31 protein-coding genes are annotated in these 26,309 nt (G+C 28.9%); 13 read left to right on the top strand and 18 right to left on the bottom strand.

Annotated features, from left to right (window positions below):
* Positions 1-358: 358 nt before the first annotated feature.
* Genes Q0997_RS03235 through Q0997_RS03265 form a run of 7 tightly spaced genes read right to left on the bottom strand, consistent with a single transcriptional unit; the run spans position 359 to position 5,381 of the window.
* Positions 359-1,492 (bottom strand): type II secretion system F family protein, encoded by a 1,134-nt coding sequence (locus tag Q0997_RS03235; RefSeq protein WP_299884409.1) that lies wholly within the window; start codon positions 1,490-1,492, stop codon positions 359-361.
* Positions 1,492-1,956 carry a type II secretion system protein J gene (locus tag Q0997_RS03240; RefSeq protein WP_299884412.1) on the bottom strand — a complete coding sequence of 155 codons (465 nt, stop codon included), beginning with the start codon at positions 1,954-1,956 and terminating at the stop codon, positions 1,492-1,494. Before Q0997_RS03240 ends, Q0997_RS03235 begins: the two co-directional genes overlap by 1 nt.
* A complete protein-coding gene (locus Q0997_RS03245) occupies positions 1,940-2,242 on the bottom strand; it encodes a hypothetical protein (RefSeq protein ID WP_299884414.1) in 303 nt (100 codons plus the stop codon). The genes Q0997_RS03240 and Q0997_RS03245 overlap by 17 nt, the downstream gene beginning before the upstream one ends.
* Before the next feature lie 23 nt (positions 2,243-2,265).
* Positions 2,266-3,543, bottom strand: coding sequence for a hypothetical protein (locus Q0997_RS03250; RefSeq protein ID WP_299884417.1), 1,278 nt, complete (start codon positions 3,541-3,543; stop codon positions 2,266-2,268).
* Positions 3,543-4,001, bottom strand: coding sequence for a hypothetical protein (locus Q0997_RS03255; protein WP_299884419.1), 459 nt, complete (start codon positions 3,999-4,001; stop codon positions 3,543-3,545). The genes Q0997_RS03250 and Q0997_RS03255 overlap by 1 nt, the downstream gene beginning before the upstream one ends.
* Positions 3,991-4,653 (bottom strand): hypothetical protein, encoded by a 663-nt coding sequence (locus tag Q0997_RS03260; protein WP_299884422.1) that lies wholly within the window; start codon positions 4,651-4,653, stop codon positions 3,991-3,993. The genes Q0997_RS03255 and Q0997_RS03260 overlap by 11 nt, the downstream gene beginning before the upstream one ends.
* 2 nt (positions 4,654-4,655) lie before the next feature.
* Positions 4,656-5,381 carry a hypothetical protein gene (locus tag Q0997_RS03265; protein ID WP_299884424.1) on the bottom strand — a complete coding sequence of 242 codons (726 nt, stop codon included), beginning with the start codon at positions 5,379-5,381 and terminating at the stop codon, positions 4,656-4,658.
* 207 nt (positions 5,382-5,588) lie between these two features.
* Here Q0997_RS03265 and Q0997_RS03270 point away from each other — a divergent pair, with 207 nt between their 5' ends.
* Genes Q0997_RS03270 through Q0997_RS03295 form a run of 6 tightly spaced genes read left to right on the top strand, consistent with a single transcriptional unit; the run spans position 5,589 to position 11,850 of the window.
* Complete coding sequence (locus Q0997_RS03270) at positions 5,589-5,993, top strand: type IV pilin protein (protein ID WP_299884427.1); 405 nt, start codon at positions 5,589-5,591, stop codon at positions 5,991-5,993.
* Positions 5,994-6,479, top strand: coding sequence for a hypothetical protein (locus tag Q0997_RS03275; protein WP_299884429.1), 486 nt, complete (start codon positions 5,994-5,996; stop codon positions 6,477-6,479).
* The gene (locus Q0997_RS03280) at positions 6,476-7,888 is read left to right on the top strand and encodes a GspE/PulE family protein (protein WP_299885504.1); all 1,413 of its coding nucleotides are present in this window, start codon (positions 6,476-6,478) and stop codon (positions 7,886-7,888) included. The genes Q0997_RS03275 and Q0997_RS03280 overlap by 4 nt, the downstream gene beginning before the upstream one ends.
* Positions 7,889-7,926: 38 nt before the next feature.
* Positions 7,927-10,137 (top strand): general secretion pathway protein GspD, encoded by a 2,211-nt coding sequence (locus Q0997_RS03285; protein WP_299884431.1) that lies wholly within the window; start codon positions 7,927-7,929, stop codon positions 10,135-10,137.
* Complete coding sequence (locus tag Q0997_RS03290; protein WP_299884434.1) at positions 10,137-11,345, top strand: hypothetical protein; 1,209 nt, start codon at positions 10,137-10,139, stop codon at positions 11,343-11,345. The genes Q0997_RS03285 and Q0997_RS03290 overlap by 1 nt, the downstream gene beginning before the upstream one ends.
* The gene (locus Q0997_RS03295) at positions 11,338-11,850 is read left to right on the top strand and encodes a hypothetical protein (RefSeq protein WP_299884437.1); all 513 of its coding nucleotides are present in this window, start codon (positions 11,338-11,340) and stop codon (positions 11,848-11,850) included. The genes Q0997_RS03290 and Q0997_RS03295 overlap by 8 nt, the downstream gene beginning before the upstream one ends.
* A 236-nt stretch (positions 11,851-12,086) precedes the next feature.
* On the opposite strand, the gene Q0997_RS03300 is transcribed toward Q0997_RS03295, so the two are convergent.
* Positions 12,087-12,605 (bottom strand): CvpA family protein, encoded by a 519-nt coding sequence (locus tag Q0997_RS03300; protein WP_299884440.1) that lies wholly within the window; start codon positions 12,603-12,605, stop codon positions 12,087-12,089.
* A gap of 176 nt (positions 12,606-12,781) precedes the next feature.
* Here Q0997_RS03300 and Q0997_RS03305 point away from each other — a divergent pair, with 176 nt between their 5' ends.
* Positions 12,782-13,138, top strand: a complete 357-nt coding sequence (locus Q0997_RS03305; RefSeq protein ID WP_299884443.1) for a hypothetical protein — start codon at positions 12,782-12,784, stop codon at positions 13,136-13,138.
* Positions 13,139-13,239: 101 nt separating this feature from the next.
* Positions 13,240-14,259 (top strand): phenylalanine--tRNA ligase subunit alpha, encoded by a 1,020-nt coding sequence (gene pheS / locus Q0997_RS03310; protein ID WP_299884446.1) that lies wholly within the window; start codon positions 13,240-13,242, stop codon positions 14,257-14,259.
* A 70-nt stretch (positions 14,260-14,329) separates the two neighbouring features.
* Here the strand turns inward: pheS and Q0997_RS03315 are convergent, their stop codons facing one another.
* Together Q0997_RS03315 and Q0997_RS03320 are read right to left on the bottom strand one after the other, a co-directional pair.
* Positions 14,330-15,463: a hypothetical protein gene (locus Q0997_RS03315; protein ID WP_299884449.1), complete on the bottom strand. Its 1,134-nt coding sequence runs from the start codon at positions 15,461-15,463 to the stop codon at positions 14,330-14,332.
* Between the two features lie 21 nt (positions 15,464-15,484).
* Positions 15,485-16,267: a hypothetical protein gene (locus Q0997_RS03320; RefSeq protein ID WP_299884452.1), complete on the bottom strand. Its 783-nt coding sequence runs from the start codon at positions 16,265-16,267 to the stop codon at positions 15,485-15,487.
* Positions 16,268-16,402: 135 nt separating this feature from the next.
* Between Q0997_RS03320 and Q0997_RS03325 the strand changes: the two genes are divergently transcribed.
* A complete protein-coding gene (locus Q0997_RS03325; RefSeq protein ID WP_299884455.1) occupies positions 16,403-16,798 on the top strand; it encodes a hypothetical protein in 396 nt (131 codons plus the stop codon).
* A gap of 362 nt (positions 16,799-17,160) precedes the next feature.
* On the opposite strand, the gene Q0997_RS03330 is transcribed toward Q0997_RS03325, so the two are convergent.
* Positions 17,161-18,162, bottom strand: coding sequence for an NAD(P)H-dependent glycerol-3-phosphate dehydrogenase (locus Q0997_RS03330; RefSeq protein ID WP_299884458.1), 1,002 nt, complete (start codon positions 18,160-18,162; stop codon positions 17,161-17,163).
* Positions 18,163-18,293: 131 nt separating this feature from the next.
* On the opposite strand from Q0997_RS03330, the gene Q0997_RS03335 reads away from it, so the two are divergent.
* Both Q0997_RS03335 and lysM read left to right on the top strand, forming a co-directional pair.
* The gene (locus tag Q0997_RS03335; protein ID WP_299884461.1) at positions 18,294-19,241 is read left to right on the top strand and encodes a nicotinic acid mononucleotide adenyltransferase; all 948 of its coding nucleotides are present in this window, start codon (positions 18,294-18,296) and stop codon (positions 19,239-19,241) included.
* A 183-nt stretch (positions 19,242-19,424) separates the two neighbouring features.
* The gene (gene lysM, locus Q0997_RS03340) at positions 19,425-19,910 is read left to right on the top strand and encodes a peptidoglycan-binding protein LysM (RefSeq protein ID WP_299884463.1); all 486 of its coding nucleotides are present in this window, start codon (positions 19,425-19,427) and stop codon (positions 19,908-19,910) included.
* A 94-nt stretch (positions 19,911-20,004) separates the two neighbouring features.
* On the opposite strand, the gene Q0997_RS20480 is transcribed toward lysM, so the two are convergent.
* The 4 genes from Q0997_RS20480 to Q0997_RS03355 all read right to left on the bottom strand — a co-directional run bounded on the left by Q0997_RS20480 (position 20,005) and on the right by Q0997_RS03355 (position 23,205).
* Positions 20,005-20,223, bottom strand: a complete 219-nt coding sequence (locus tag Q0997_RS20480) for a PLDc N-terminal domain-containing protein (RefSeq protein ID WP_367180192.1) — start codon at positions 20,221-20,223, stop codon at positions 20,005-20,007.
* Between the two features lie 868 nt (positions 20,224-21,091).
* Positions 21,092-21,670, bottom strand: a complete 579-nt coding sequence (gene nadD / locus Q0997_RS03345; RefSeq protein ID WP_299884466.1) for a nicotinate (nicotinamide) nucleotide adenylyltransferase — start codon at positions 21,668-21,670, stop codon at positions 21,092-21,094.
* Between the two features lie 12 nt (positions 21,671-21,682).
* Positions 21,683-22,270 (bottom strand): guanylate kinase, encoded by a 588-nt coding sequence (gene gmk, locus Q0997_RS03350; protein WP_299884469.1) that lies wholly within the window; start codon positions 22,268-22,270, stop codon positions 21,683-21,685.
* 74 nt (positions 22,271-22,344) lie between these two features.
* Entirely contained in the window at positions 22,345-23,205 is an 861-nt protein-coding gene (locus Q0997_RS03355) for a YicC/YloC family endoribonuclease (RefSeq protein WP_299884472.1), read from the bottom strand.
* A 60-nt stretch (positions 23,206-23,265) separates the two neighbouring features.
* Between Q0997_RS03355 and Q0997_RS03360 the strand changes: the two genes are divergently transcribed.
* Positions 23,266-23,769 carry a thioesterase family protein gene (locus Q0997_RS03360; protein WP_299884475.1) on the top strand — a complete coding sequence of 168 codons (504 nt, stop codon included), beginning with the start codon at positions 23,266-23,268 and terminating at the stop codon, positions 23,767-23,769.
* On the opposite strand, the gene Q0997_RS03365 is transcribed toward Q0997_RS03360, so the two are convergent.
* Both Q0997_RS03365 and Q0997_RS03370 read right to left on the bottom strand, forming a co-directional pair.
* Positions 23,766-24,668 carry a DMT family transporter gene (locus Q0997_RS03365; RefSeq protein ID WP_299884478.1) on the bottom strand — a complete coding sequence of 301 codons (903 nt, stop codon included), beginning with the start codon at positions 24,666-24,668 and terminating at the stop codon, positions 23,766-23,768. The two genes, Q0997_RS03360 and Q0997_RS03365, sit on opposite strands and share 4 nt — an antisense overlap.
* Positions 24,658-25,017 (bottom strand): arsenate reductase family protein, encoded by a 360-nt coding sequence (locus Q0997_RS03370; RefSeq protein WP_299884481.1) that lies wholly within the window; start codon positions 25,015-25,017, stop codon positions 24,658-24,660. Before Q0997_RS03370 ends, Q0997_RS03365 begins: the two co-directional genes overlap by 11 nt.
* Before the next feature lie 105 nt (positions 25,018-25,122).
* On the opposite strand from Q0997_RS03370, the gene Q0997_RS03375 reads away from it, so the two are divergent.
* Positions 25,123-25,587, top strand: coding sequence for a DinB family protein (locus tag Q0997_RS03375; protein ID WP_299884484.1), 465 nt, complete (start codon positions 25,123-25,125; stop codon positions 25,585-25,587).
* On the opposite strand, the gene Q0997_RS03380 is transcribed toward Q0997_RS03375, so the two are convergent.
* The gene (locus Q0997_RS03380) at positions 25,576-26,262 is read right to left on the bottom strand and encodes a DUF4163 domain-containing protein (RefSeq protein ID WP_299884487.1); all 687 of its coding nucleotides are present in this window, start codon (positions 26,260-26,262) and stop codon (positions 25,576-25,578) included. The genes Q0997_RS03375 and Q0997_RS03380 overlap by 12 nt on opposite strands.
* Between the last annotated feature and the right edge of the window lie 47 nt (positions 26,263-26,309).

Below are 26,309 nucleotides of genomic sequence, written 5' to 3' on the forward strand. Positions count from 1 at the left end.
GCACTTTAATTATATTTAACAACTCATAATGAGTAAACACTACTAATATATGAGTGAATCATATATTTTAGATAAATATTGAACATTAGTTTTTAATACATCTACAATCTAGGATATAAAACTTAAATACTCGTTTAAAACAAATCATTATCTATTAGTGGCATTTATTGTAAAATGTTACCAATTTTCAATATATATCTTGAAATAAAAAACAATATTTATTTACAAGGCAAACATAAGGCTTTTTAATACTTAAAAACAAGAAGTATATGTCTAGATTCATGAATTTAGACATATAAAATAAACTTTAATAACTACTGATAGAGCCTTGTAAGCGTTACAACACCTAAATTAATTTCTACCCCATAACACTACTCAATTTAAACATAGGTAGATACATTGCAATTAAAATAACTCCTACTAAAACCCCTACAAATAAAATAATAAAAGGTTCCATCAGGGTTGATAATAGTTTAGAGCGTTGTTGTACTTGTGTATTGTATTGCGTGTTTAATCGTTCGAAAATAAATTCATTTTGATTAGTTTCTTCAGCGACTTTTACCATAGCTACCATTTTATCATCAAACAGCTTATGTTGTTTTAAACTATCGCTAAGAGTATTTCCTTTTAAAATACTCTCTTCAACTTTGTTTAACGCATCTTTTAAAGGATAGAAGTCTATCATTTGTTTTACCAATTGGATACTGTTAACCACAGGTACTTTGGATGCTGTTAATAAACTTACCGCTTGTGTGAATTGTGATAAATACACGGTTTTTACAAAATCGCCTATAAAGGGTAATTTTATAGCAAACTCATCTTTTATCTTCTTAAACCATAGTTTTTTATTAAAAATAGCTCTTGAAGAGAATAATAGTAATACAATTACTAATATAAGCCAACCATAGCTTTTAATAAACTCTGATGCTGCAACAATTAATTTAGTAATAGCAGGTAATTCTACTTTTTGTTGCTCAAAAATATCTTGAAACATTGGTACTACATAAGTTAGCATAAAAACCAAAACAAGAATGGCAGTAGATAGTATAATTGTAGGATAAGTTAAGGCGCTAACAATATTACGTCGCTGTTCATTTTTACGAGCATAAAATCCACTTAGTTGTTGTACTACTTGATCTAAGGTTCCTGTTTCTTCTCCTATTTTTAAAGAATAATACTCGTAATCTGTAAATTCTTTTTGTTCTGCTACACTTTGCGATAGTGTTTGTCCAGAAACAATGCTCTCAGATATGTTTTTTAATACGTCTTTATGTTGTTGTTTTTTATGAGAGCTTTCTATTAACTCTAAAGCATCTTTAAGTGTTATACCTGCTTTGAGTAATACACTTAATTCTGAATATAAATCCTCTTTAATTTTATTAGAAAATGAATTGCCAAAAAGCGTAATTTCTTTTTGTAGAAAAGATGTAGTATCACTTTTTTTAGTTGTTACCGTTTTTGGTTTTGATATGTTATCTAATTGAAATGCCATTATTTCATATATGCCGATGCAGCATTGTCTTTATAAATAAATAATTTTTGATTTTGAAACGCTTTTGATGTTTCTAATTTAAACGCATCAATAGTACCATTTTGTATTACATCACCATTAAAAAACACCGTTTTATTATCTAAGGGAATTCTAAATGTATCTAATGTTTTTACAATATACTCTTTTGTAAACGTATAGTGTATAGAATCTATTTCTGAAGAAAATACCATTTGATTCTCGATGTCATTATATTTAATTGTATTGTAACGATTAAAATCAATCCATAGAGACGTTTCTAACTTATTTAACGCTGTCGCTTGTTGAAAGTTATTTTGAATACTAGTCATATGTCTTTGTACTAAAGACAATACAGAAAAGGCCAATCCAACAACAACAGCTGTTAAGATAAGTACAATCAACATTTCGCTTAAAGTAAATGCTGTTATTTTATGGTCTTGTTTCAAAATACTGTTTCGTTATGGTTTTATTTGTTTCTGTATTTATAGCTTCAAATTCTATAATGGTTTTATTATTTTCTATAAAATGATCAGCAGAAATGCCCCAATGTTTAAAAGATTCGTTATGCGGTAATTGCAACTTGTCATTTCTTTGTAAATATTGTAATTCATTTAATTGGGCTTCTATTGCTCTTGTATTTGTTTTAATTATATTAGAGAGGATGTTATTTAATATCATACTCGCTAACATAAATACAATAATAATAAGTACAGTAGCAACTAATGTTTCCATTAGAGTAGAGGCTTTTATTTTTTTTAGTATAACCATTTAACGATTCCTTTTTTTGAATTCTTAAACAGCAAACCAACATATTCTTGTTGTAGATTGTCGACTATAATAGTCCCGTTATAAATATGATTTTGGTATATAGAACCAAATTGATTGGCTACAAAATTATTAGTAAATATACTACCATAAATCTTACCCTCTAATTCTGTATTTTCATTACAATAAACTTCACCATAGATTATAGCTCCTTTTTCTATTTCAATATTAGCTTTGTAATTGCTTTTTTGTGTTTCACCTTTAAAAAGCACTATGCCTTTTACTTTTGAATTAGCGTCTATTTTAATATGATTAACGTTTTTGTTTGTGCCTTTGTTTACCACATTAATAGTTTCTTCTTCTATTAAAACTAGGCTAGATGGATATTTTAAATTAGAATTTTTTCCAATAATGATATTTTTTGTTGCTATAGCTTGAAAATTACCATTTACATTGCTTTGTATTTCAATATCTGGAGCGATTAAAATTACATCTTTTAAAATAGCAGTATTATCTACTATAATTTTGGTTTTAGATTGGATAATAATATGTCCTATAAAGCGATTGTTATTTAATCTAATTGCAGAGTTGCTATATACCATTTGTAAAGGTTCTAAAAAGGAATTAGTGTAACTTTTACCTGGATCTATAGCTATAAGTTGTTTTGGATTAATTGTTTTTATCAGATTTTTAAATGCAGCGCATTGTTTCTCTATTTCAGTATTTAATGATGGTAAATTAGACGCTATTTTTGTTGGCCCATAAATAAGTTGAGTGCCATAATATGATTGGCCAGAAATAGTTCCAGATTTAACGCCTCGCTCTGGTAAATACGCTAGACCTTCAATTTTAGTGTTTCCTACTAATACTAATGGTTTGTTGTTATCTTGAATGTATAATGCTGTTCTATATAGCTCTGGTTGAATAGCACCAATTAAAGCTACTTTTTTTAAGCTATTCGTTTTAATTTTTGAGATTGACACCACTTTCTCAAAAACACCCCAAGAAGAGTGAACTAATTTTAACGTTTTATAATCTTCTTCATTTAATTTAACTGCAGTAGTGTCATTAGTTTTAATGTTGTTTAATAAAAAATAATCAATGCCTTTATTTGCATTTGTAATAGTTTCAATAACAAAACTTGTTTGTACTTTAAAACGATTGTGTATATGAGTAAAAAGTATAAATCCAGCCAATAATAAAGCAATAATAACAACTATAAACAGTGTAAGTTGTAATGCTCCAGCTTTAAATTTAAAAAATAACATTATAAAGGAATTGTTAGTCTTTTATTATTTACAGAGACTACAATTTCTTTAGTATTTCCTTTTATAAGCTTAACATTTTGAACTGTTTGTCCCTTTTTTAGTAGGTGTTGATTATTGTCTATATTTACAATAAAGACCTGCTGTGTAGACTGTTTTACTAAACCACCATAGGTAATATTTGGCATCACTTCAGGTTCTATTTTTTTAGTATTTTTTGCAGTATTTCTTTTGGCGCTTTTAGTTGGGATTAATGTGCCTAAAAAAGGATCTTTATTAGTCTTTTCAATTGAAAATGTATCTCTTTTTTCTTTTTTACTAGGATTAAACGTTACTGTAAATTCTTGTTCGCTTACTTCTTGCGTTTCTGGATTAATCGTATTTACTATTTTGAAACCAATAAAGCTCCATAAGCAAATAACTGTTGCTAAAAGTATGTATGTTTTTGTTTTATTCCTCAACAGTAAATACTTGAGCTGTATAATTAGTTTGGTAATTTGTATTTATAGCTTTTACTCGCCATTCATAACTATTAGCAATTAAATTCGAAATACTAAAATTAGTAGCTGTTACTGTTTGATTCTCTACAATTTGCGTAGCATTAGCAAAATTAGGTGTTGCAATTTGTATAGTATAATTATCTGCGCCTAAAGTAGAGTCCCATGAAAAATTAATTGTATCTGATGTATTAAATATAACAGCATCTGCTGGTGCTAATAAAGAAACAGTAGCATTAGATATATTTACAACATCTGCAGGTGAAATAGATAAATTTTGCGCAGTGTAAGCTGTTGAATACCCTGAGTTTTCTGCTTTTATGCGCCACTCGTAATCTCCAGATACTAATAGTTTTGTGAAGCTAGTTGTTATAATTGTAGAATCTAAAATTATTTGTGTAGCATTCTCAAAATTAGGCGTTGCAATTTGTATGGTATAAGTTTCAGCTTCACTTACAGCTTGCCAAGAAAAAGTAATATCTGCTGCAGTTAATGTAACATCATCAGTAGGTGCTAAAATGGTTACTATACTATTAGATATATCTTCTACTTCTACAATATCATCACAAGATATAACTACCAGTATGATTAAAAGTGATTTAAAAATAGGCTTCATTTTTATAATTTAAAATAGTTAATCTCTTTTTTTGCACGAGAAGCTCTCATACTTGTTTTATTTGGACATCTATTTATTGGATCTATCAAATCTACAATCTCTAATTGTTGTTTTTCATTTTGTTTCCAGCAACAATTTAATGTTTTGTATGCAAAGACAACACCGTCATTAAATCTTATGATATTTGTCTTTTCACCATTTTTATATAATTGTAAAGTATAAGATTTAATGCCATCTTTTTCTAAAAAGCATTCATCTGCCTGTGAAATATTAGTAATCGCTTGTTGGTTTAATGCCATAGACAAATAGCTAATAATACTTGCTTCGTTTTTTGTGGTTAAATAACTTTTTACCGTTTTATTAGTTTTACTATTAAGTGCTTTTAAGACTGTAATTTTATCTTGAATATATAAACTAACAAACTTAGGTTTAATCTCTAAAGAATCTACATAATTTACAGTAATTAAATTAGCTGTATTAGCATTACTAAACGCTTTAAATGTTTTTTTATTAAAAGACTTTACAGAAACCGATACTTTAACAGGTTCTTTATATTCTGGAATAGCTGTATTTGTATAGCTTTTGTTTAAAAGCAATTCTTTGTCTATACCAATAGTACCCAATATAATTTGTTGAGTAGTTGTTGATTGCATTTGGTTATCTATTGATACGGTTTTGCAACTTACTAAAAGTATAAGTACGCAAAGACTAATTATGTTTTTTAGCATTAAATTTATTTTTGTAACTATATAAAACTGCTAGTTATGTTTTATACTTAGGTCGTAAATATAATTAATAACTAGTTTAATAAAGAATTAGTATGGTGTGCATTAGTCTAAATTTATGAATATAGACAATAAAAAAAGCACTTTAAAGACAATATATAATGATTACTGCTAATAATATTTATATTTACTTCCAAATTACTTTTGCACATGATATTAAATAAAAAAATACCTGCCTATAACCTTCAGGAAATATTAATTGTATTAGTTATTATTGGTATTTTATTATTAATTGCTTATCCTAAGTTAATGCCATTAATAGCTAAAACAAAAAGTGTCGAAGCTCAAACGCAATTAAAGCATTTACATAACTCGCAAACCACATACTATTATATGTATTCTAAATATGCTATTGATTTTAATGATATTGATTTTGAAGCACCAAAAACAGTTAATAATAATGGAACTGCAAATTATACTTATGAAATTCTAAGTGCTACCAATAGTACTTTTAAGGCTAAAGCTACTGCTATTACAGATTTTGATGGAGACGGGATATTTAATATTTGGGAAATTGATGAAAATGGTGTGCCTAAACAAATTGTAAAAGATTAAATGATTTTAATAATTGTAAAATGGCTTTTACTTGCAACATTCTTATTCGTGTTTTTTCAAGATATTAAAGAACGTAAAGTTTATTGGTTTTTATTCCCTATTATAGGGTTTTGTTGTGGTCTATTACTTGTAAAAAAACAAATGCCTGAAATTGTGTTATATACTATAACTACAAATATTTTATTTGTTGTTTTTTTATTAATTATAGTATCTATGTATTCTAAGTTTAAATTAAAAACAGATTTTAAAAATACGTTTGGATTAGGAGATGTACTTTTCTTTTTTGCAATAGCTTTTTCTTTTTCAAGTATTTCTTTTATTATTCTATTTGTTTTTGCACTTATTTTCTCTTTGATACTTCATTTGTTTTTAAAGAAAAAATCAACATACAAAACAGTGCCTTTGGCTGGATATATGAGTTTGTTTTTTGCATGTATATACACTACACATTGGTTAGGTTTTATTAATACAGTCTATACTATATAAATTTGAAAAACGACTTTAACATAGAAACGTCTTTATTACAAACTATTAGTAGTGAACAAGCCTATCACTATAATATTGTACCATTTGAAGCTAACAATGAATATGTTATTTTTAAATCTGATAATGTTTCAAAAGCGCTTAAACAAGAGTTAGAAATTGTTTTAGGACAAAAGATCGAATTATTATCTGAATCTTCAGAAAATATTAGACAGTATTTAGCAACAAATTTTAGACAACAAAATTCTAATAAAACAGAAGATTTTCATTATAGTAGTGATTTTTTAGAGAAGTTATTGTATTCTGCAAAAAATATTGGTAGTAGTGACATCCATTTTGAATCTTACGAGTTAAAATGTAGAGTCCGTTTTAGGTTAGATGGTAAATTAAAAGAACAATTTTTAATTCCTTTAGATGAGTATCCTGTTATTATAAATAAACTTAAAATAAAAGCAGGTTTAGATATTTCTGAAAAGCGTTTGCCTCAAGATGGTCGAATTACAGTAAAAACAAATACTGATGAATTTGATATTCGTGTATCCTCATTGCCAACACTACATGGTGAAAAAATGGTTTTGCGTATTTTAAGTAAAGATGCTAATCATATTAATTTAGAAGATTTAGGTTTCTCTAATTCAGAGCTTAGAGTTTATAAAGAGACAATTAAAAAACCTAATGGTATTATCTTAATATCAGGACCAACAGGATCTGGAAAAACAACAACGCTTTACGCAACGCTTAAGCTATTAAATGATAACCAAACCAATATTCTTACAATAGAAGATCCAATTGAATACACACTTGAGGGTATTAATCAAGTACAATTAAAAGAAAATATTGGATTAGATTTTGCCAGTACATTGCGTACCTTTTTACGTCAAGATCCAGATGTAATAATGGTTGGTGAGATTAGAGATGCTAAGACGGCTAACATGGCTATTCGCGCAGCCTTGACGGGACATCTAGTTTTGTCAACAATACATACAAACTCTGCATGGGCTACTATTTCAAGATTAATTGATATGGGAATTCCAGCTTTTTTAATAGCGAGTACTTTAAATGTTAGTGTTGCACAAAGATTGGTTAGAAAACTATGCAATACTTGTAAAGAAGAAAGCGTTATTACGGATGCTATATTTCCTTCTAATTTTGAAATCCCAAACAGTTTAAAAACGCATTATAGAGCAGTTGGTTGCAATGCTTGCTATTATACAGGGTATAAAGATAGAAAAGCGATTTATGAAATTATACCTATTACAAAAACGCTAATAGAGAATATAAAACATAACGATTTAGAAATAGATAGTTATATTAAAGAACATAATATTGCTACACTTAAAAGTAATGCAATAGAATTAATAGAAAAAGGGATAACTTCGGTTGAAGAGGTTTATGCTTTATTATCTGATTAAACTAATTAAAAAGTTACTCGTTAACGGCTAGCATAGAGATGAAAAAAATAATCTACATAATATTACTATTCTACTTTAGTTTTTCTTTTGCCCAGAAAGAAGAACAACGTATAGAAACTATAAAAAATCAATTAACAGCTTTGTCTGTTACAAATAATGGTTTAACCGAAAATTTAAAAACAGAAATAACCGTTAAAGACATCCAGTTGTCTACTTTTTTAAAGGCTGTTGCAGAGGTACATAAGTTAAACATCAATTCTTCTAACGACTTAAACAATATTATAATTTCACCTAGTTTTCCAGATGTTACAGTCACAAATTTATTAGTCTTTTTATGTAAAGAACATAGTCTAACAATAGATTTTACTGGTAATATATTAGCAGTAAAAAAATACCAAGAGCCACAGAAAGAAATAGAAGAACGCATTATTCCTATTACATATATTCCAGCAAATAAGTCGATCTCTATAGATGCAAAAGGAGACAAACTGTATGATGTTTTTAAAAAAATAATGGATAATTCTGGAAAGAATCTTGTGTTCACTCCAGGTCTTGAGAATAAAGCAATAACAGCTTATATACAACAAGTGCCATTTGATACGGCAATGGAAAACTTAGCACTTGCTAATAATTTATATGTAGAAAAGACAAAAGAAGGGTTTTATGTGTTTGAAAATAATGCAGTTGTAAGTAATGCTAATGGTTCTAATTCAAACCAAACAGCTCAAAGACCAGTAAAAAGACGTAGATCTAATTTCTTTTTTAAAGTTATAGATAAAGAAAAGAAACTATTAGAAGTTAATATTGTAAACGAACCTATAGGAAATATTATTAACGATATAGGAAATGAATTAGATATAGATGTTTTTACAGCATCTCCTTTAGATAATGCAGGAACAGCTTCTTTTAAAACAAAAAACATAAGTTTTGATGATTTATTAGTCAAGATTTTTGAAGCGAATTCGTCGTCTTCAACAACGCCTATTAATAGTCAAAACTCGCAACAACCAAGGTCTGGACAAAACCCAAATAACCAACAAAGTGTAAGTAGTAAAACGGACGATGCTGTTTTTACCTTTAAAAAGGAAGGTAATGTGTACTTCTTTGGTACAGAGAAACAGTTAAGTGTTCGCAAGGTTGAAATTGTATACTTGCAATATCGTTCTGTAGAACTATTATCAGATCCTGCAGGCGGAACTTCTTCTAGGAATAATTTTAGTAATAATTACAGAACCGGAAATTATGGAAATAGCATAGGTTTTAATAACCAAGCAAGAAGTAATAATTTTGGTAACAACTCTCAACAAACAAATAGAAATAATAATACTCAAAGAGGAACACAAAGTCCAAGAAGTGCAGAATCTAAAGACTTATTAACTATTGTTCCGGAAGAAGTAAAAGAAGGTTTAGACTTTAATACAGATTATGAACTTAATAGCTTTTACGTTACTGGTCCAAGCACAAAAATAGAACGCTTTAAAGCATTTATTAATCAAATAGATAAGCCAGTTCCTGTAGTACTTATTGAAGTCATGATTATTGAAGTGAGCAGAAACACAACTACAGATACTGGAATTGAATGGGGAATAGGAAATGAACCAGTAACAACCCAAGGAGGAATATATCCTGAAACAGATATTACCTTAGGCGCAAAAACAATAAATAAAATTATTGGAGGCTTTGGTGATTTTGCTGGTTTTAATTTAGGCAAGGTTGTTCCAAACTTTTTTTCTAAAATAAAGTTAATGGAATCTAATGGTAATTTTAAAATTTTATCAACGCCTAAATTAGCAACTTTAAATGGTCACAGAGCAACATTTTCTAATGGACAAACATCTTATTATACGGTTACCGAAAGAAGTATTATTGGAGCAGATAACCCTTTAACAAATGAAATTGTAAATTACGTTCCTATAGAAGCAGAATTAGGTTTAACCATAAAACCATCGGTTACAGGAGATGGACATGTTTTATTAGACATAAATGTTATACAATCAAGTTTTGGGAATAGAATTGATGCAGATGCGCCGCCAGATATTAATTCTAGGACATTTACATCTATTATTCGTATGCAAGATCAAGATATTGCTATTCTTGGAGGGTTAGAGGAAAATGCAAAAAATGATTCTGGATCAGGAGTACCCTTTTTAGCAAGGATTCCAATAATAAAATATTTGTTTAGTAGGCGTACAAGAACAGCTAAGAAATCAAAGTTGTCAGTATTAATAAAACCAACAGTAGTTTATTAATGCTTAATAAAATAAAATCATATTTGTTATTTGGAAACCGTTTTTGTGGTATAGAACATACTATAAAAAATGGTAAGGGAGTAATTATTACCTCGCTTCTAAAAAAAGCAAAAAACCAGGTTGATATTGAGCATACTTCTGAGGTTTCTTCTATTGATGATGCTTTCAATTCACTTCCCAAAAAGCAACATATTACATTAGTCATAAATAATGATAATGTTATTACTAAAAGAGTTATTGGCAATATAAATAATGATTTAAAAGTAGTCTATCAAGCATTTCCAAATATTAATTTAGATGATTTTTATTATGAGCTTGTTAAACAAAAAAGTAATCGTTTTATATCTATTTGCAGAAAGGAATATGTTGATAATTTGATAGAGCAATATTCTCAATTAGGGGTGTCTGTAATTAATTTTAGTTTAGGAAATTCTCTCATTTCTAGTGTTACAAGGTTTATTAATTCTGAAGAAAAAATAGCAACATCTAATGCCTATGTTTCTATTGAAAAAGAGGAGTTAGTAGATATAAAAAAGATTAATGATTTAGAGAATCGAACATATGATATTAATGGATTATCTATATCTAATCATACGATTTTGTCCTTTTCTGGAGCATTACAATCTGTTTTAAAATCGAATAATTCTAATACCAACTTTGAAACACAAAAGAAGAATTTATTAAGAGAATATAATAACAAACGCTTTTTTAATCAATTTTTAAAATATGCTGGTCTTCTCATTTTAGGTTTACTGTTTATAAATTTCTTGTTTTTTAATCATTATTATAATAAAGTAAATGAGCTACAACAAACTTCACAAATAAACCTAACAACTAAGAAAAAGATTTTAGACCTAAGTAAGTCTGTAAATAAAACTCAAGAAATGGTAGATAATATGCTTAAAAGCAGTAGCTCTAAAAGCTCTTTTTACGCAAATGCTATTGTACAAAGTTTACCTAATTCCATTCTTTTATCACAGCTAAACTATCAGCCTTTATTAAAAAGAATCAAAGCTGAAAAAGATATTGAATTGAATAGCAATGTTATATTAGTATCTGGAGACTCTAATTCTAGTGAGGTGTTTTCTAAATGGATTAATGATATAGAAACGAATGACTGGGTTAAAAATGTAGAAATTATAGACTATAGTGATCTTACAAGGTCCAAATCAACTTTTAGTTTAAAAATCAATATTAATAATGACTAGCAAAAACAAAAACATAGCATTATTAATAGGTTTTTTATTTGTTTTAATTTTAGGATACCAATATGCTATTTCTAATACTATAGCATTACGAAAAGAGTTTAATAGTCTTAAGAAACAAGAGTTGCTTTTTAAAAATGCACCTAAACAATTATCAATTTTAAAACAAAAAGAGAAGTATTACGATTCGTTACTTGTTAAGTATCAAATTAATGGTAGTTCGATTCAAAACAGTCTACTTAAAAGTATTAATACATTTGCAAATACTAATAGCATTCAACTAATAAGCTTTTTGGAACCACATGTAATTCAAAAAGATAATTTAACTTATAATACATATCTATTTACCTTACAAGGCAACTACAATGATATTTTACAGCTTATATATAAATTAGAACAAGGCACTAAATTTGGTGAAATAACCAATCTTCATTTTGAACGAAAAAAGAATTATAGAACTGGTAAGAATTATTTACAGGCTAGTGTTCTAATGAGGAGTTTTGGGTAGTATATTGGAATGACTGGATGTTAAAGAAAGAGTTTGTGAGGAAATTAACTCTTTTAGAGTTAATACTTTTGATTCGATAGTATTATAAGAAGGAAGAGCTATAGTAGCAGAGTTTATTAATGCGTAAAATATGAGTATTAGTAATTATAGTCATAAATGAAAAAGATCTTCTCGATACAATTTTTATCAAAAATCACTCAATCTAACAGTAAATAAAAACCAATCAATTTTATATATTAAGAAGTAGTTTCCTCAGTAGAAATATCTTCATCTGCTGCCTTAATAATACTCGGGAAAATTAAAGGCGCAATAGATTTTACAGGTTCGTAAAGTAATGAGTCTTCAATATGTTCATCGTTTACAAAAGTGATAGTATTATTCATTTTGTTAAAAACAATTAATAATACACTTAGAATTAAACCTATTTTAAGGGCTCCAAAAATACCGCCTAATAATTTATTTAAAATACCTAGAGATGCAAAATCTGCCAATTTAGTTAATGCTTTTCCTGCTAAAGCAACAACAATAATAATAATTACAAAGGTTATAGCAAATGCAGTGACATTAATAGTCTTTTCTGCCCATTCTGTTCTACTTTGTAAAAACTCGGCAACAAAATAACTAAAATGAATGGCGCCGTAAACACCAGCAATCATAGCAACAAGAGATGCTACTTCAACAAAAAGGCCTTTCATGAAACCACGAACAAGACCAAAAAGAAGTAAAGCACCTAAAACAATATCAATAACAGCCATAATATTAGATTTTAGACAAATATAAATTAACTTTGCCTGCGAAACCAAATAATGGTCCTTTTAGGAGAAAGAGTCTATTTATATTTTTGGTTTAATTGGTTTTGTTTTTATAACGGAATCATATTAAAATTGTTATACATTAAATAAGATTCTCTTTATTAACAGTTACAAATAATATGTCAAGAGACGAAGCATTAAAACAACGCTGGGAATTAGTGGTAGATAAATTATCTAAACAATTTGCAGATGGAGATACATTAGACTTAGACGCTATAATTTACCTTATAGGTGTACAGGAGTTAGGACAATTAGATCGAAAATTTAAAAAAGACCATAAGCTAGATTTAATGCATATTGCCATTTGTAAATTATTAACACCTTATGGTTACTACGAATTCGATTTTGTAGACGAAGATGGTTGGCCACACTATACCGTAAAAGAACAATTACCAAACTTAAAAGCAGGAGAGCAGAGTGTTTTAATGAAAGAAGCAATAGTTAATTACTTTGTTGAAACAGAATATATAGATTAATCTTTTTCTCTATATTTTAATATAATTGAACACCAATAAATGCTTGCTTAGCTAAGGCAAATCCCGATAAAATTTATAAATTTGCCAATCATTTACAGATTATGATAGACAAGATAAAAGAACTTATAGCAGAAGCAGAAGCTTTTAAAGCACAATCTAAGGAAGAGGTTGAAGCCTTTAGAATAAAGCTTTTAGGTCAAAAAGGAATCGTTAAAGAATATTTTGCTGAGTTTAAAAATGTAGCTAGCGATCAAAAAAAGGAATTTGGTCAAGTAATAAATCAACTCAAAAATACGGCTCAAGAAAAAGTAAATACTTTAAAAGAGGAGTTAGAGAACAATACTGTAGATGTTAGTGCTTATGGTGATTTGTCTAAACCAGGAGAACCAGTTTCTATTGGAGCAAGACATCCTATTTCTTTAGTAAAAAATCAAATTATAGATATTTTTTCTCAAATAGGATTTAACGTAAGTGAAGGTCCTGAAGTTGAAGACGATTGGCATAATTTTACAGCATTAAATTTACCAGAATACCATCCAGCTAGAGATATGCAGGATACGTTTTTTATTCAAACAGATCCAGATATATTATTACGTACGCACACCAGTTCTGTACAAGTACGTTATATGGAAAATAATAAACCACCAATTCGTACTATTTCTCCTGGGCGTGTGTATAGAAACGAAGCTATTTCTGCTAGATCACATTGTTTCTTTCATCAAGTTGAAGGATTGTATATTGATAAAGATGTAAGTTTTGCAGATTTAAAACAAACCTTACAATATTTCACTACCGAGTTATTTGGCAAGTCTAAAATTAGATTACGTCCATCATATTTCCCATTTACAGAACCAAGTGCTGAGGTAGATGTGTATTGGGGATTAGAAACAGAAGTAGACTACAAAATCACAAAAGGAACCGGTTGGTTAGAAATTATGGGTTGTGGTATGGTAGATCCTAATGTTTTAGAAAACTGTGGTATAGATTCTAAAGAATATTCGGGTTTTGCATTTGGTATGGGTATAGATCGTATTGCAATGTTATTGCACCAAATAGGAGATATTAGATTATTAAGTGAAAACGATGTACGTTTCTTAGAGCAATTTAAATCTGCTTTATAAAAAAAATCATATAAATTAAAAGCCCAATTAAAATTTCAATTGGGCTTTTTTTATGTATTAAGATTAAAAATTATTTTAAAATAATCTCATAAGGTGTTTCATTATTTAAAGAGTAATTTCCAGAAATATCTTCAATTACTTTTTCATTATCAGCATTAAAATAGGTGATTCTAAATTGCTTTATTTGGTCTTCAGGATACGAATTTAAACTTAGTTCTATAACACCACTAGCATCACTAGTTTTACTTTCTTTAAATTTATACTCAGTCAATGCATCAACCGTAACTTGTGCAGCTTGCCCATTTACGGTTATAAATTTGGCTTTAAAATGTTGTAACTCTTTTTCTGGCTCATTAACATAATTTAAATGTTGCTGATTTGTATTTTGGTGTTTATTTCTATAAAAGCCTAAATGAATATTATTACTTACATCATCTAAAAATGTATTGTAACCTTCTTTTTCTGCATTATCAAAATATTTACATGATTCGCTAGTATGCGCTCTTGCGACTTCTACTTCTTTACTATAGGCTTTTCTATTGGAGCGATTTTTTAAAGCTAGTACAGAACGCTTAAACAAATAGAAAACAAATAAACCTGCTAAGACTTCTAAAACATAAAATAAAACAGGTAAAATATCTTGAATTCCAAAAAGTGACTCACGAATACCAGCAGCAATTTCTCTATCAACTCTTTCTTTAGAGAAGTAAAAAATAGCAGCACCAATAGCAATAAATAATATTACTCCAAAAACAAATTGACCTCTAGCATGTTTAAAAACACCTGCGCGAATGTCGGATTCTGGACGAGAAGCATTAGATGAGATTTTTTGCTCTTCAAAAAAACGTTTGTTTCTTGTGTGAGAACTTAGCATGCCAACTAAAAGTTCTGCAATAACAATAGAAATAAAAATAATACCTATACCAATTACCCATGGTGCTTGAGGTAAAATATCTCGGTAAATTTCACGACTAAAATAGTATTCTAAAATACAAATAACGACGAAGGCTATTGTAAATGGTACTACATAAGCATTAGACATTATTTTATCCCATTGACTTAGTTTTTCTTCGTCTGGTTTTAAAATTTCGAAAGTATCTCTTGCTCGTTTTGATGCCGAATTCGCTCTTGCAGCTACTTCATCAGAAATAGAGTATAAATTTTCAGATTTATCGGTTGATGGTTTGTTCCAGTTTATTATCATGTGGTTGGTTTGTTCTTTTTATTAAAAGCATTCAAAGTCTTCAAGGTAGCTAAAAAAGCCTTCTTTACCTTCAAATTGATTAATCTCAATTCCCGAAAATACAGAAGTGTCTTTCCAGCCTACCAAATACAATTCTGCATTGTCTGTAAGTTCCAACATATTAGATATTTTTTCAATCTTACCATTACGCTTTGGTTCGTTTACTCCATCTGTAAATAAGGCAACAATAATTTTATCGTAATCTTCAATGTTTGGTTCTTTTAGTAATTTATTAATATGCTCAAAAGCTAAATCTATATTTGTAATGTCATTATTTTTATAAGGTTTATAACCTAAAATTGATGTTTCTAATGTTTTAGACAAAAAAGTATTTAAACGAGATTCGTTTTTCTTTTTAATCTTAGCGTTTTTAGCTTTTATCTTTTCGTTATGTTTTTTTTGTTTTGCTTGTTCGGTAAGCGTAGGATTATCTGAAGTTAAGATGTTTTCATAAGGTTTTAATGCACTTACTTTTAGTCTAAAAATCTCTTTAGAATTTGGCGCAGGATTACCTAAAATAGTTGAAGCAAAATAACCATTTCCGTTTTCGTTTATAATATCTATTACAGCTTTATAATCTTCTTTATTTAATTTTTGAATACTTTGAGAAGAGCCACTTCTATCGTCTCCTAGAATAATCATTATTTTACAATCTGGAATTTCTTCTTCTTGAGCAATGGCATGTGTTTTAGAGCCATTATCTATGCAAGATAACACAGTTAAAAACAAAAAAGAAAGTGCTAGTATTGGTTTACGGTATATCATTGGTTATTTGTTTATGCTAATATATGTAATAAAAGTATACGTAATGTTACATTATCATTCATTGAATTTAACTAAAGTTCTTCTTATTTTTGCAAAGATTTCCATTTTCATGGAAATGAAAAATAAAAATTTTCAATGAAAAAAGACATTGTAATTCCTGAAGTAGAAGGTATTTATATCGCTGTTGTAAACGAGTATAACGAGATTTATAAAACGCACGATTGGAACGCTTATATTATTAATGAAAAAGCAGTAGATTTAGAAATGGTACTCATAGTAACTAGTGGTTATTCTGAAGAAAAAATGACATCTATTTTTAGAAAAAAACTAGATCTTTTGCCTAAGAAGAGTTATGCTAAAATAGAATTAATGCAAGAGGATTTATTTGCATTAAACAATCAATTTAAAGTGACCTTTTTTGAAGGCAACCAAATGTTTGATAAAACCTATACTTTTAGAAAAAACACTATTAACTTAAAAGCCTTGCAGGCTATTCCTTTAATGGAAGCAAGAGGTGTTTTGGTGAAATAATACCATTTCCCAAATGAATTTACCGTATTAAAACGCGCCTTTTGAAATTCTACATCAAAATAAAAAAGAAACGTAACTAAGGCTATGTTTAATTTTTCTTTCTTGCATAATTTCAAAATCCATCGTTTTCCTTTTCAGTAAATTCATTTAAGAACTGGTATAACCAATTTTTGCGAAGGCAGGAATCTCTTAATAGCCAGTAATTATTTTGTGTAAATATTGAAACAGCTGGTTATTGCGTTAGGGATTAAACGGTTTGTTTGAGCTCCTCGCAGAGAGCGAGTAGTGAAAGCCCGACCCTTGTGGTAACGCCATAAAAATCGTGGTTACAATAATTGGATTCCTTTTTGTAGAGGAATAGGCTAATCCAACTTATCTGTTAGTTTTTTAAACACTTTTTTTGCGTCTTTGCCTTCATACAAAATGGCGTAAACAGCTTTTATAATAGGCAATTGTGTTTTCTTTTTATTTGTTTCATTAAGTAAATAAGCACTTTTTGTAGCATAATAACCTTCTGCGACCATACTCATTTCCATTTGGGCACTTTTTACTGTGTAGCCTTTACCAATCATGTTTCCAAACATGCGATTTCTTGAAAAAACAGAATAGCCAGTAACTAATAAATCACCTAGGTATGCAGAGTTGTTAATATTACGTTTCATTTTATGCATCTTTTTAATAAAACGTTTCATTTCTCTAATAGCATTACTCATTAAAACACTTTGAAAATTGTCACCATAACCTAAACCATGTGCAATTCCTGCAGCTATAGCATATATGTTTTTAAGCATTACTGCGTATTCCGTTCCAATGACGTCATCACTAATTTTTGTTTTAATATATCTGCTAGATAAAGCGTCTGCTATGGCTTGAGCTTTACTAGAATTTGCACAAGAGATGGTTAGGTATGATAAACGTTCTAGTGCAACTTCTTCAGCGTGACAAGGTCCAGCAATAACACCAATGTTCTCGAAAGGAATATTATAATGGTCATGAAAATGTTCTCCTAGAAGTAACCCGGTTTCAGGAATAATACCTTTAACAGCAGATACAATGGTTTTATTAGTGATATTAACTTTAAGCTTTTCTAACTCTCCATGAATAAATGCAGAAGGAATAACAAAAATAAGCACATCTGCATATGCTGCCATTTCATTAATATCATTAGTTATTTTTAATTGCTCTAAGTGAAACTCAACAGAACTTAAGTAGCTTGGGTTATGTTTTTCTTTTAATAGGTGTTCTTTAGTATAAATACTTCGCATATACCAACCTACTTTTTCTTGATTTTCACATAACATTTTTACAATAGCTGTAGCCCAACTACCAGATCCAAATACTGCGTATTTCAATTCTTTATTCATAAATCATTTTCAATTCTATATTCAAAAGTACACAATTAATGATACTTATTAAAACGCTGATAATAAGTCTTTTGAGTATTTTGGCATGCCTTTTGAAATGATGATAATATCAATCCTTAAAACGACAGATTATGAAGACATTAAAATTACTTACAGGATTTGCTTTAATAGCAACATTATTTACTTCTTGTGTTACAGAAGTAGTTGTTGACGATTACAATAATGGTCCAACACCAGGAATAACTTTAAATCAACTACTTAACTCTTACGAGTTATGGTATGTAGATATTAACGAAACTTTGGGCACAGGAGAAACACCATTTTTGCAAATTGCTTTTACCGTATCATTTAGAAATGGGACTTTATATGCTAATAACAACTTAGTTGGTATTGGTAGCCAAGGTAATGGATACGGAATTCCGGTTGGTTATTATAATACAAATAATATGATTTTAGATGTAGATCATGATATTGATGGTTATGAAAGTTTCGACGTATATCAAATAGACAATAATACTATAGAATTATATAACCCATTTAATGATACATCATATTTCCTTAATGGTTACCAACGTTCAAACTTTGATTACGATTTTGTGTTTTATGATAACATTCATTATTTCATGCAAGAATATGAAGCGTGGGAGAAAACTTATACTAGTGACTTTGGTGCATTAAATGAATTTGATAACGAAAACTTTTTGCAGTTTTTATCTGGTGGGAATGACAGTACATTTAGAAGTTCTCAAGATTTAGCTGGTACTAATCCAGATAATTTAATATGGGATTTTACAGGAGACTATGGTGTAGGAAATGTTAGTGGAGATATGTATTTAAAAACATTGACTTTAGATTATGACTTTTTTGATAATGAATTTTTTGAATTGAGTGTTATTAATGATGAAACTGTAGAGTTATTTCATGCAGATTCTGGAACAGTATATGAATTTAGAGGAAGAGGTTATATTCAATACTTAAAAGAAGGAACAACTGTAGATAAAACAAAAACGTCGGGTCAAAAGAAACGTAAACAACGCACACCTAAGAAAGAAAATAACCGTGAAAACACACGCGGATAGAATAAAATGTAGTTAGTTAATTTTAAAACCGATTAAAGAATTTTCTTTAATCGGTTTTACTTTATTTTAAAGTTGTTTTTACTTATTTATGGCATATTAATTGTTTATATTAATTGGAATTGAAGAAGAATTTCTTCAACTTTACAAATAGTAATTAATAACACTTAAAACAAAAAACAAATTATGGGATTATTTTCATTTATTAAAAACGCGGGAGCTAAAGTTTTCGGTATTGGAAAAACAGATGCAGAAGAAGCTGCTGAAGCTGCTGCTGCAGAACTTAAAATGGAAGCATTAGCTGCTAGAAAACTAGAAGAAACAATAAGAGATTTAGACTTACAAGTAGAAGGTTTAAATGTACTTATCGATGATGATGCAGCTACAATTTCTGGTATGGCTTATAACCAAGCGACTAGAGAAAAAGTAATATTAGTTGTTGGTAATAGTGATGGAATCGCTACTGTAGATGACCAAATGACTGTAGAGCATGTTGAGCCTGTAGCACAATTTCACACTGTAGTTAGCGGAGATACTTTAGGTAAGATTGCTAAGAAGTTTTATGGAAATGCGATGAAGTATCCTGAGATTTTTGAAGCAAATAAGCCTATGTTAGAACACCCAGATAAAATTTATCCTGGACAAGTTTTACGTATTCCAGCATTAGATTAACTAATAAAAGAGATACATAAGAAAAACGCCAACCTTTTGAGGTTGGCGTTTTTGGTTTAACTAAAATAATTCAAGGGATATAAAATAATTTAATTTATTTGCTGTAGAGAACTTGTTGTGTGTCTCCACTCATTAAATTCTTTACAAAATATATAGTTGAACCCAAAAAAGGAACACAAATAATTAAAAGTGTCCATAATAACTTATTCTTATTTTTAATCTCATTCTTATTAACTAACCAAATACTTAAAGAAATATATCCAAAAAGTATTAGCGATATAAGAAAAAGATTTGTAGGGCTTACCGAGTTCATTACATCTGTTTTTTATCAAAGCTATAATAATGAATTGTTGCCTACAAAAGTATTTTTGCTGTTTTCGTGTAGTTCATCGAAAAGTGCTATTTTTTAACATTTTCGGTTACGGGAAAAACCGTAAATTATAAAAAAGAAGTTTGGTTAATTTGAAAAAATAAGGTTTTCTAACGTTTTAGATAAATACTTACCACATTTAAATGGGTGATATTAAAACTATTTCAGGTTAAGTTTTAGAAGTATAAAGTGATGTTATTATAATAAAAAAAGCCAACTTGAGAGAGTTGGCTTTTTTTCCGCTATTAACCTAACCCCGTAAATAAAACCTACAATTATCTACTGGATACTACCAAAGCTATAGTAATGCTAGTTATCTCACAAAAGTATTTTTACCATTTTCGTGTAGTTTATCGAAAAGTAGTATTTTTTAACATTTAACGTTACGGGAAAAACCGTAAATAACTATGAATGGTGTTGGAACGCTTTGTTAAAAATGAGAGTTTTAGTGATTTTAGATAAATAATCATTCCATATTATCTCATATTAATGATAAAAGGAGTTTAATGTATTATAGTAGATAAATTAGATTTTTTATAATAAAAAAAGCCAACTTGAGAGAGTTGGCTTTTTTTCCGCTATTAACCTAACCCTGTAAATAAAACCTACAATTATCTACTGGATAATATCAAAGCTATAGTAATGTTGGATGTCTGGCAAAAGTATTTTTGTCATTTTTGTGCAGTTCGTCGAAAAGTACCGTTTTTTAGTGTTTTATGTTACGGTAAAAACCGTAAATGAAGGAGAAGAAGGTTTTTTAGTTCTAAAAAAAGTCGTTTCAGAACCAAAAACGAAATAAAAAAACTTATTTCTATTTGTAAAAATTCATTTCATCTAAATAGTCCCAGACATGTTCAGGTAATAAAGGCTTTACATTTTTACCTTTTTTAATCGCATTACGTATTAATGTCGATGAAATTTCCATAATAGGAGCTTCTATCTTATGAATTTTATTGTGATCAGTAAATCGAGTGTCTATTGAGCCTTTAGAAATTCGTGGGTATACATATATATTATGGTTGTCTAATATGAGTTCATAATTCTTCCACTTATGAAAACTTTTTAGATTGTCTTCTCCCATAATTAAAGAGAATTGATAGTCTGGATGTTTTTCTTGGAGATAGGTTAATGTATTAATTGTATAATTAGGTTGTGGTAAGTTAAATTCAATATCACTTTCTTTTAACTTAGTATAATCTTTAGTGGCACGATAGACCATTTCTAAACGTTGAAAGTTGTCAAGTAAAGTACTTTTTTTCTTAAAAGGATTATGAGGTGTTACAACAAACCAGATTTGGTCTAGGTCGCTGTTTTCAACCAGTTGATTGGCGATAATTAAATGCCCAACATGTATTGGGTTAAAAGAACCAAAATAAAGACCAATATTCATTATGCTTAATACTTATTCGTTTAAAAAACCACCAACAATAGTTTCTGCTTCTTTTAAAGCTTTTTCTAAATTATCATTTTCAATAATAACATCAAAAAGCGGAGCTGTTGCTAATTCGGCAGGAGCTTTAGCTACTCTCATGCTAATTTTATCCTCACTTTCTTCTCCTCTATCTTTTAATCTTCTTATTAATTCGTTTAAATCTGGAGGTTTTACAAAAACAGCAAGTGTTTGTTCAGGGAATTTTCGTTTTATACGTAATCCGCCAGAGACATCTATATCGAAAATAACATTTTTTCCAAGTGCCCATAAGCGTTCTACTTCTGCTTTTAATGTGCCATAGAAATTATCTCTATAAACTTCTTCCCATTCTAAAAAATCATCATCCTTAATATGCTGTTTGAAATCTTTTAATGATAAAAAATAGTAATCTTTAGCATGTACTTCTTGTCCACGTTTTTCTCTAGATGTTGCCGAAATAGAAAAGGCTAAATTTAATTCTTCTTGTTTTAAAAGATGACGTACTAAGGTCGTTTTTCCTGAACCAGATGGCGCAGAGAATACTATAAGTTTTCCTTTTTTTGTAATGTCTTTATTCAATTCGATAATTCTTTAGGTTATAAAAAAGGTCTCAAGCGTATTAGACCAGATATTATTAAATGCTAATTATTAGTCTATAAAACATTTAATAATTGTTCTTTAATTTTTTCTAGCTCATCTTTCATTTGAACCACTAATTGCTGCATAGGAGCATAATTACTTTTAGAACCAATAGTATTTATTTCACGTCCCATTTCTTGACCAATGAAGCCTAATTTTTTTCCGTTAGAGTCTTTAGAATCAAGAGCGCTAATAAAATACTCTAAATGGTTTTTTAGACGTACTTTTTCTTCAGTGATATCAAATTTCTCAATATAATAGACTAATTCTTGTTCAAAACGATTCTCGTCATATTTTTCACGAAGTTCTTCTACACCTTTCTTTAAACGTTCCCGAACACCTTCAACACGCTCTGGGTCCATTATAATTACTTTTTCTAATAATTCATTTATGGTCGCTACACGTTTTTTAAAATCTTGTTCTAAAACTTTCCCTTCATCTAAGCGATAATTATTAATTAGTTTTATAGCTTGTTTTATTTCAGCTTCAATTTGTTTCCATTCACTTTCATCAATCTCTTCTCGTTCAGTATTTAAAGCATCAGGAAAACGAACAGCCATTTTTAAGTATTCTGTTTCCTCACCAGTATTAATAACATTTTTAAGTTGCTCTATGTATTGTTTAACAACAGGAGTATTAATCTTTGTTGAGGTATCTTCAGCTGTAGTTTCTACATAAATTGAAAAATCTACTTTGCCTCTATTCAATTCTTTAGCCATTAATTTTCGTAAATAGAGTTCTTTCTCTCTATATATAGATGGCATCCTAGCATTCAAATCTAAGTTTTTACTGTTTAGTGATTTAAGCTCAATTGTGATTTTTTTTGTTGGTAACTGTAATACAGATTTACCATAACCTGTCATTGAATGTATCATAAAAAAAATTATAAAGTTGCACAAAGGTAAGCAAAAGAGAATCCATAGAAAACACTAAATTTGCATTCTAAAAAAACAAGGAAAATGTATAAAAAACAGTTCGAAATTCGTTGGAGTGATGTAGATGCGAATAGACATTTGGCTAATTCTGCCTATACTAATTTTATGAGCCATACGCGAATGGGGTTTTTAATAGAACAAGGTTTTACTATGAAAGAATTAGCAATTCATAATATTGGACCAGTAGTTTTTTATGAACATATGCACTATTTTAAAGAAGCTTTTATGGGGCAACCAATTACAGTGTCTTTAGAAGTTTCGGGTTTAAGTGATGATGGTACGTTTTTTAAATTTGATCATAATTTTTATAATCATAAAGGTGAAAATATAGCTTTTTGTGAAATGCTTGGAGCTTGGATAGACTTGTCTGCTAGGAAAATGACTAGTTTGCCAAAGGTTTTATTAGATATCGCAGATCAATTTCCAAAATCTGAAAACTATAAAACTCTTACTAAAGAAGATACTAGAGCGAATGGGCGCATACCCAAAAACATAAACCTTTAGTTTTCTTTAATTGCTACTTTAGGTTTTTTTGTCACTAAGTACACACCTATAAAAATTAGCGTTGAAGCAATTATTTTTACTGGTGTTATACCATCACTTCCCATTATAATAGCAAAAATACCTGCGATTATAGGTTGTATATATATAAATATAGTTACTGTAGATGCTTTTAAATGTCTTAAGGCTAATGGGTTTAGAATATAAGTTCCAAAAGTAGCTCCAACAACAACAAAAGCGACTGCGAAATAAATATAGGGTGTAAAGTTATTTAAATTAGTAGACACTAATTCGTTATAACCAAAAGGAGCAACTAAAATTAAACCAAATAAAAATAACCACCTTATAAAGGTAAAAGGGTGATATTTTTCGGTTAATTTTTTAATTATTATAATATAAATACTATAAGAAATAGCGTTTACTAAAATGAGAGCGTTTCCTAAAAAAACATTGTCTGCAGCTCTAAGCGATTTACCATAAATAGTAAGCACAATGGCTCCTGCAAAAGCGAGAAGAACACCAAGAATTTTTAAAGATGTCACCTTTTCTTTTAAATAAATAGCAGATAGTATTAATACGATAATAGGAGTAATAGTAACTATTACAGAAGCATGAATTGGAGTTGTAAATTCTAAACCTTTAATAAATAGTAACATGTTTATTGCAACACCAAATACAGCGCCTAAAAAGAAAGTAAAATAATCTTTTTTATCAATTTTTTCTTTAGGTCCTAAAAAACTAAATAACCAAAATAAAGCAGTAGCACCTCCAACTCTAACAAGAACAAAAGCATTAGATTGCATATAACCACCTGCTAAAACATCTTTAACAAAAGTGTAATTTAAACCATAGAGAAGTTGTACTGCAAAGGCAGCAATTAAAGCCCAATATCTAGTTTTCATGTAAAGCTATTTTTACAGCTTCAACATTATTTTTAGAATTACCTATAAAGATGTTATTATTTAAAATAAAAACTGGGCGACTTAAAAAAGTATAATGTTCTAAAATGAGGCTTCTATAATCGTTTTCTGTAAGCGTTTTGTTTTTTAAATCTCTTTGTTTGTATAATGTCGCTCTTTTACTAAAAAGAGACTCATAACTACCAGCAAGATCTTTCATTGCGTCTATTTGCGCTTCAGTAATAGGTTCTGTTTTAATGTTTTGAAGCATATAGTCTGAAGGCCATTCAATATCTTTTAAAATTCTAATGCATGTGCTGCATGACTTTAAGTAATAAACTTTATTATCCATAGCATTTTGATTTGTTTCTCAATGAGATTGAAAAACTTAATTTTTTAAAATACAAAGTAAATTTATTTCGAATAGATTCTGCTATATTTATCAAAATTTTAGATTATGGATTTTACTTTTGATGTATTTGCTAAAACGAGAGGTTTTTTTAAAGCCTATTTAGAGGAGTTATCTCTTGCCCAATTGAATGCGATACCTAATGGATTTAATAATAATATTATCTGGAACATTGGACATAGTATTGTTACAGAGCAGATTTTAGTATATAAACTATCAGGGTTAAAACCGAATGTTAGTGATGAGTTAATAGAAAAATATAAAAAAGGAACGGTTCCAGATGGTGAAGCAACACAAGAAGATGTTGATGAGCTTAAGGTATTAGCATTTTCTACAATTGAACATACTAAAGCAGATTTTGGGTCTAAAACTTTTAGTTCATTTTCAGAATATACCTTATCAACCACAGGTAATACGCTTACAAATGTTTCACAAGCAATACAATTTGCATTATTTCACGAAGGTTTACACGCAGGTTATATTTTAGCTTTATTACGAGCTTTAAAAGTTTAGAAATTCGTTTGCTTTAACATATGGAATAGTAAATTCTATTATATTATTGCTTGCAGTATTGAAAGTATCATAAAAAACAATGACACCATCATCACTAAACCCAAGATGTTTTGGTAATTTAAAAGTATCCGTTTTAAAAGCGGCAATACGATCTTCATTGGCAGATAGTAGTTCCTTATTATAATATTTTTTTGCTAATGCTGTAAATGCTGGGACGTCATTAATTAGATCGCTTGTTTTCAGTTGTTTACCAGTTTGGATATCAAAATTAAAAAATTTGAAAACTAAATTACTATGAGCACCACCAGTATTAATACTTGAATTCATTGCAATTGAGGTTATCGTTTTACTTTTAAATATAACTTCACCGTCAATAAGTACTTCCCATGCTGGTATCTCTGTGTATAATGTTTTACCAATTTGTTTTTTGAAATTACTATAAGATTTTTTAAAATTAGTGATACTTTCTCTTGTGCTAATTTTATTTCCATTAATTGCATCTACATTTAAGGCTGTATTTACAAAATTAGTAAGCGTTGTATTAATTTGTTTTGCAGCATCAGTTTTACCTTCAGCTTTAGGAATATTAATTTCTATTATTGTTTCATCTTCACTTATTATACTTGTTTCAGAAAAATTAAGAGTAACTTCATCTTTACATGAAAAGCAGAGCATACTAATAATAGTAAAACAAGAAATTTTAAACAATTTGAAAGTAGGGC

The organism is uncultured Lacinutrix sp. (assembly GCF_947500325.1).
Taxonomy (GTDB): domain Bacteria; phylum Bacteroidota; class Bacteroidia; order Flavobacteriales; family Flavobacteriaceae; genus Lacinutrix.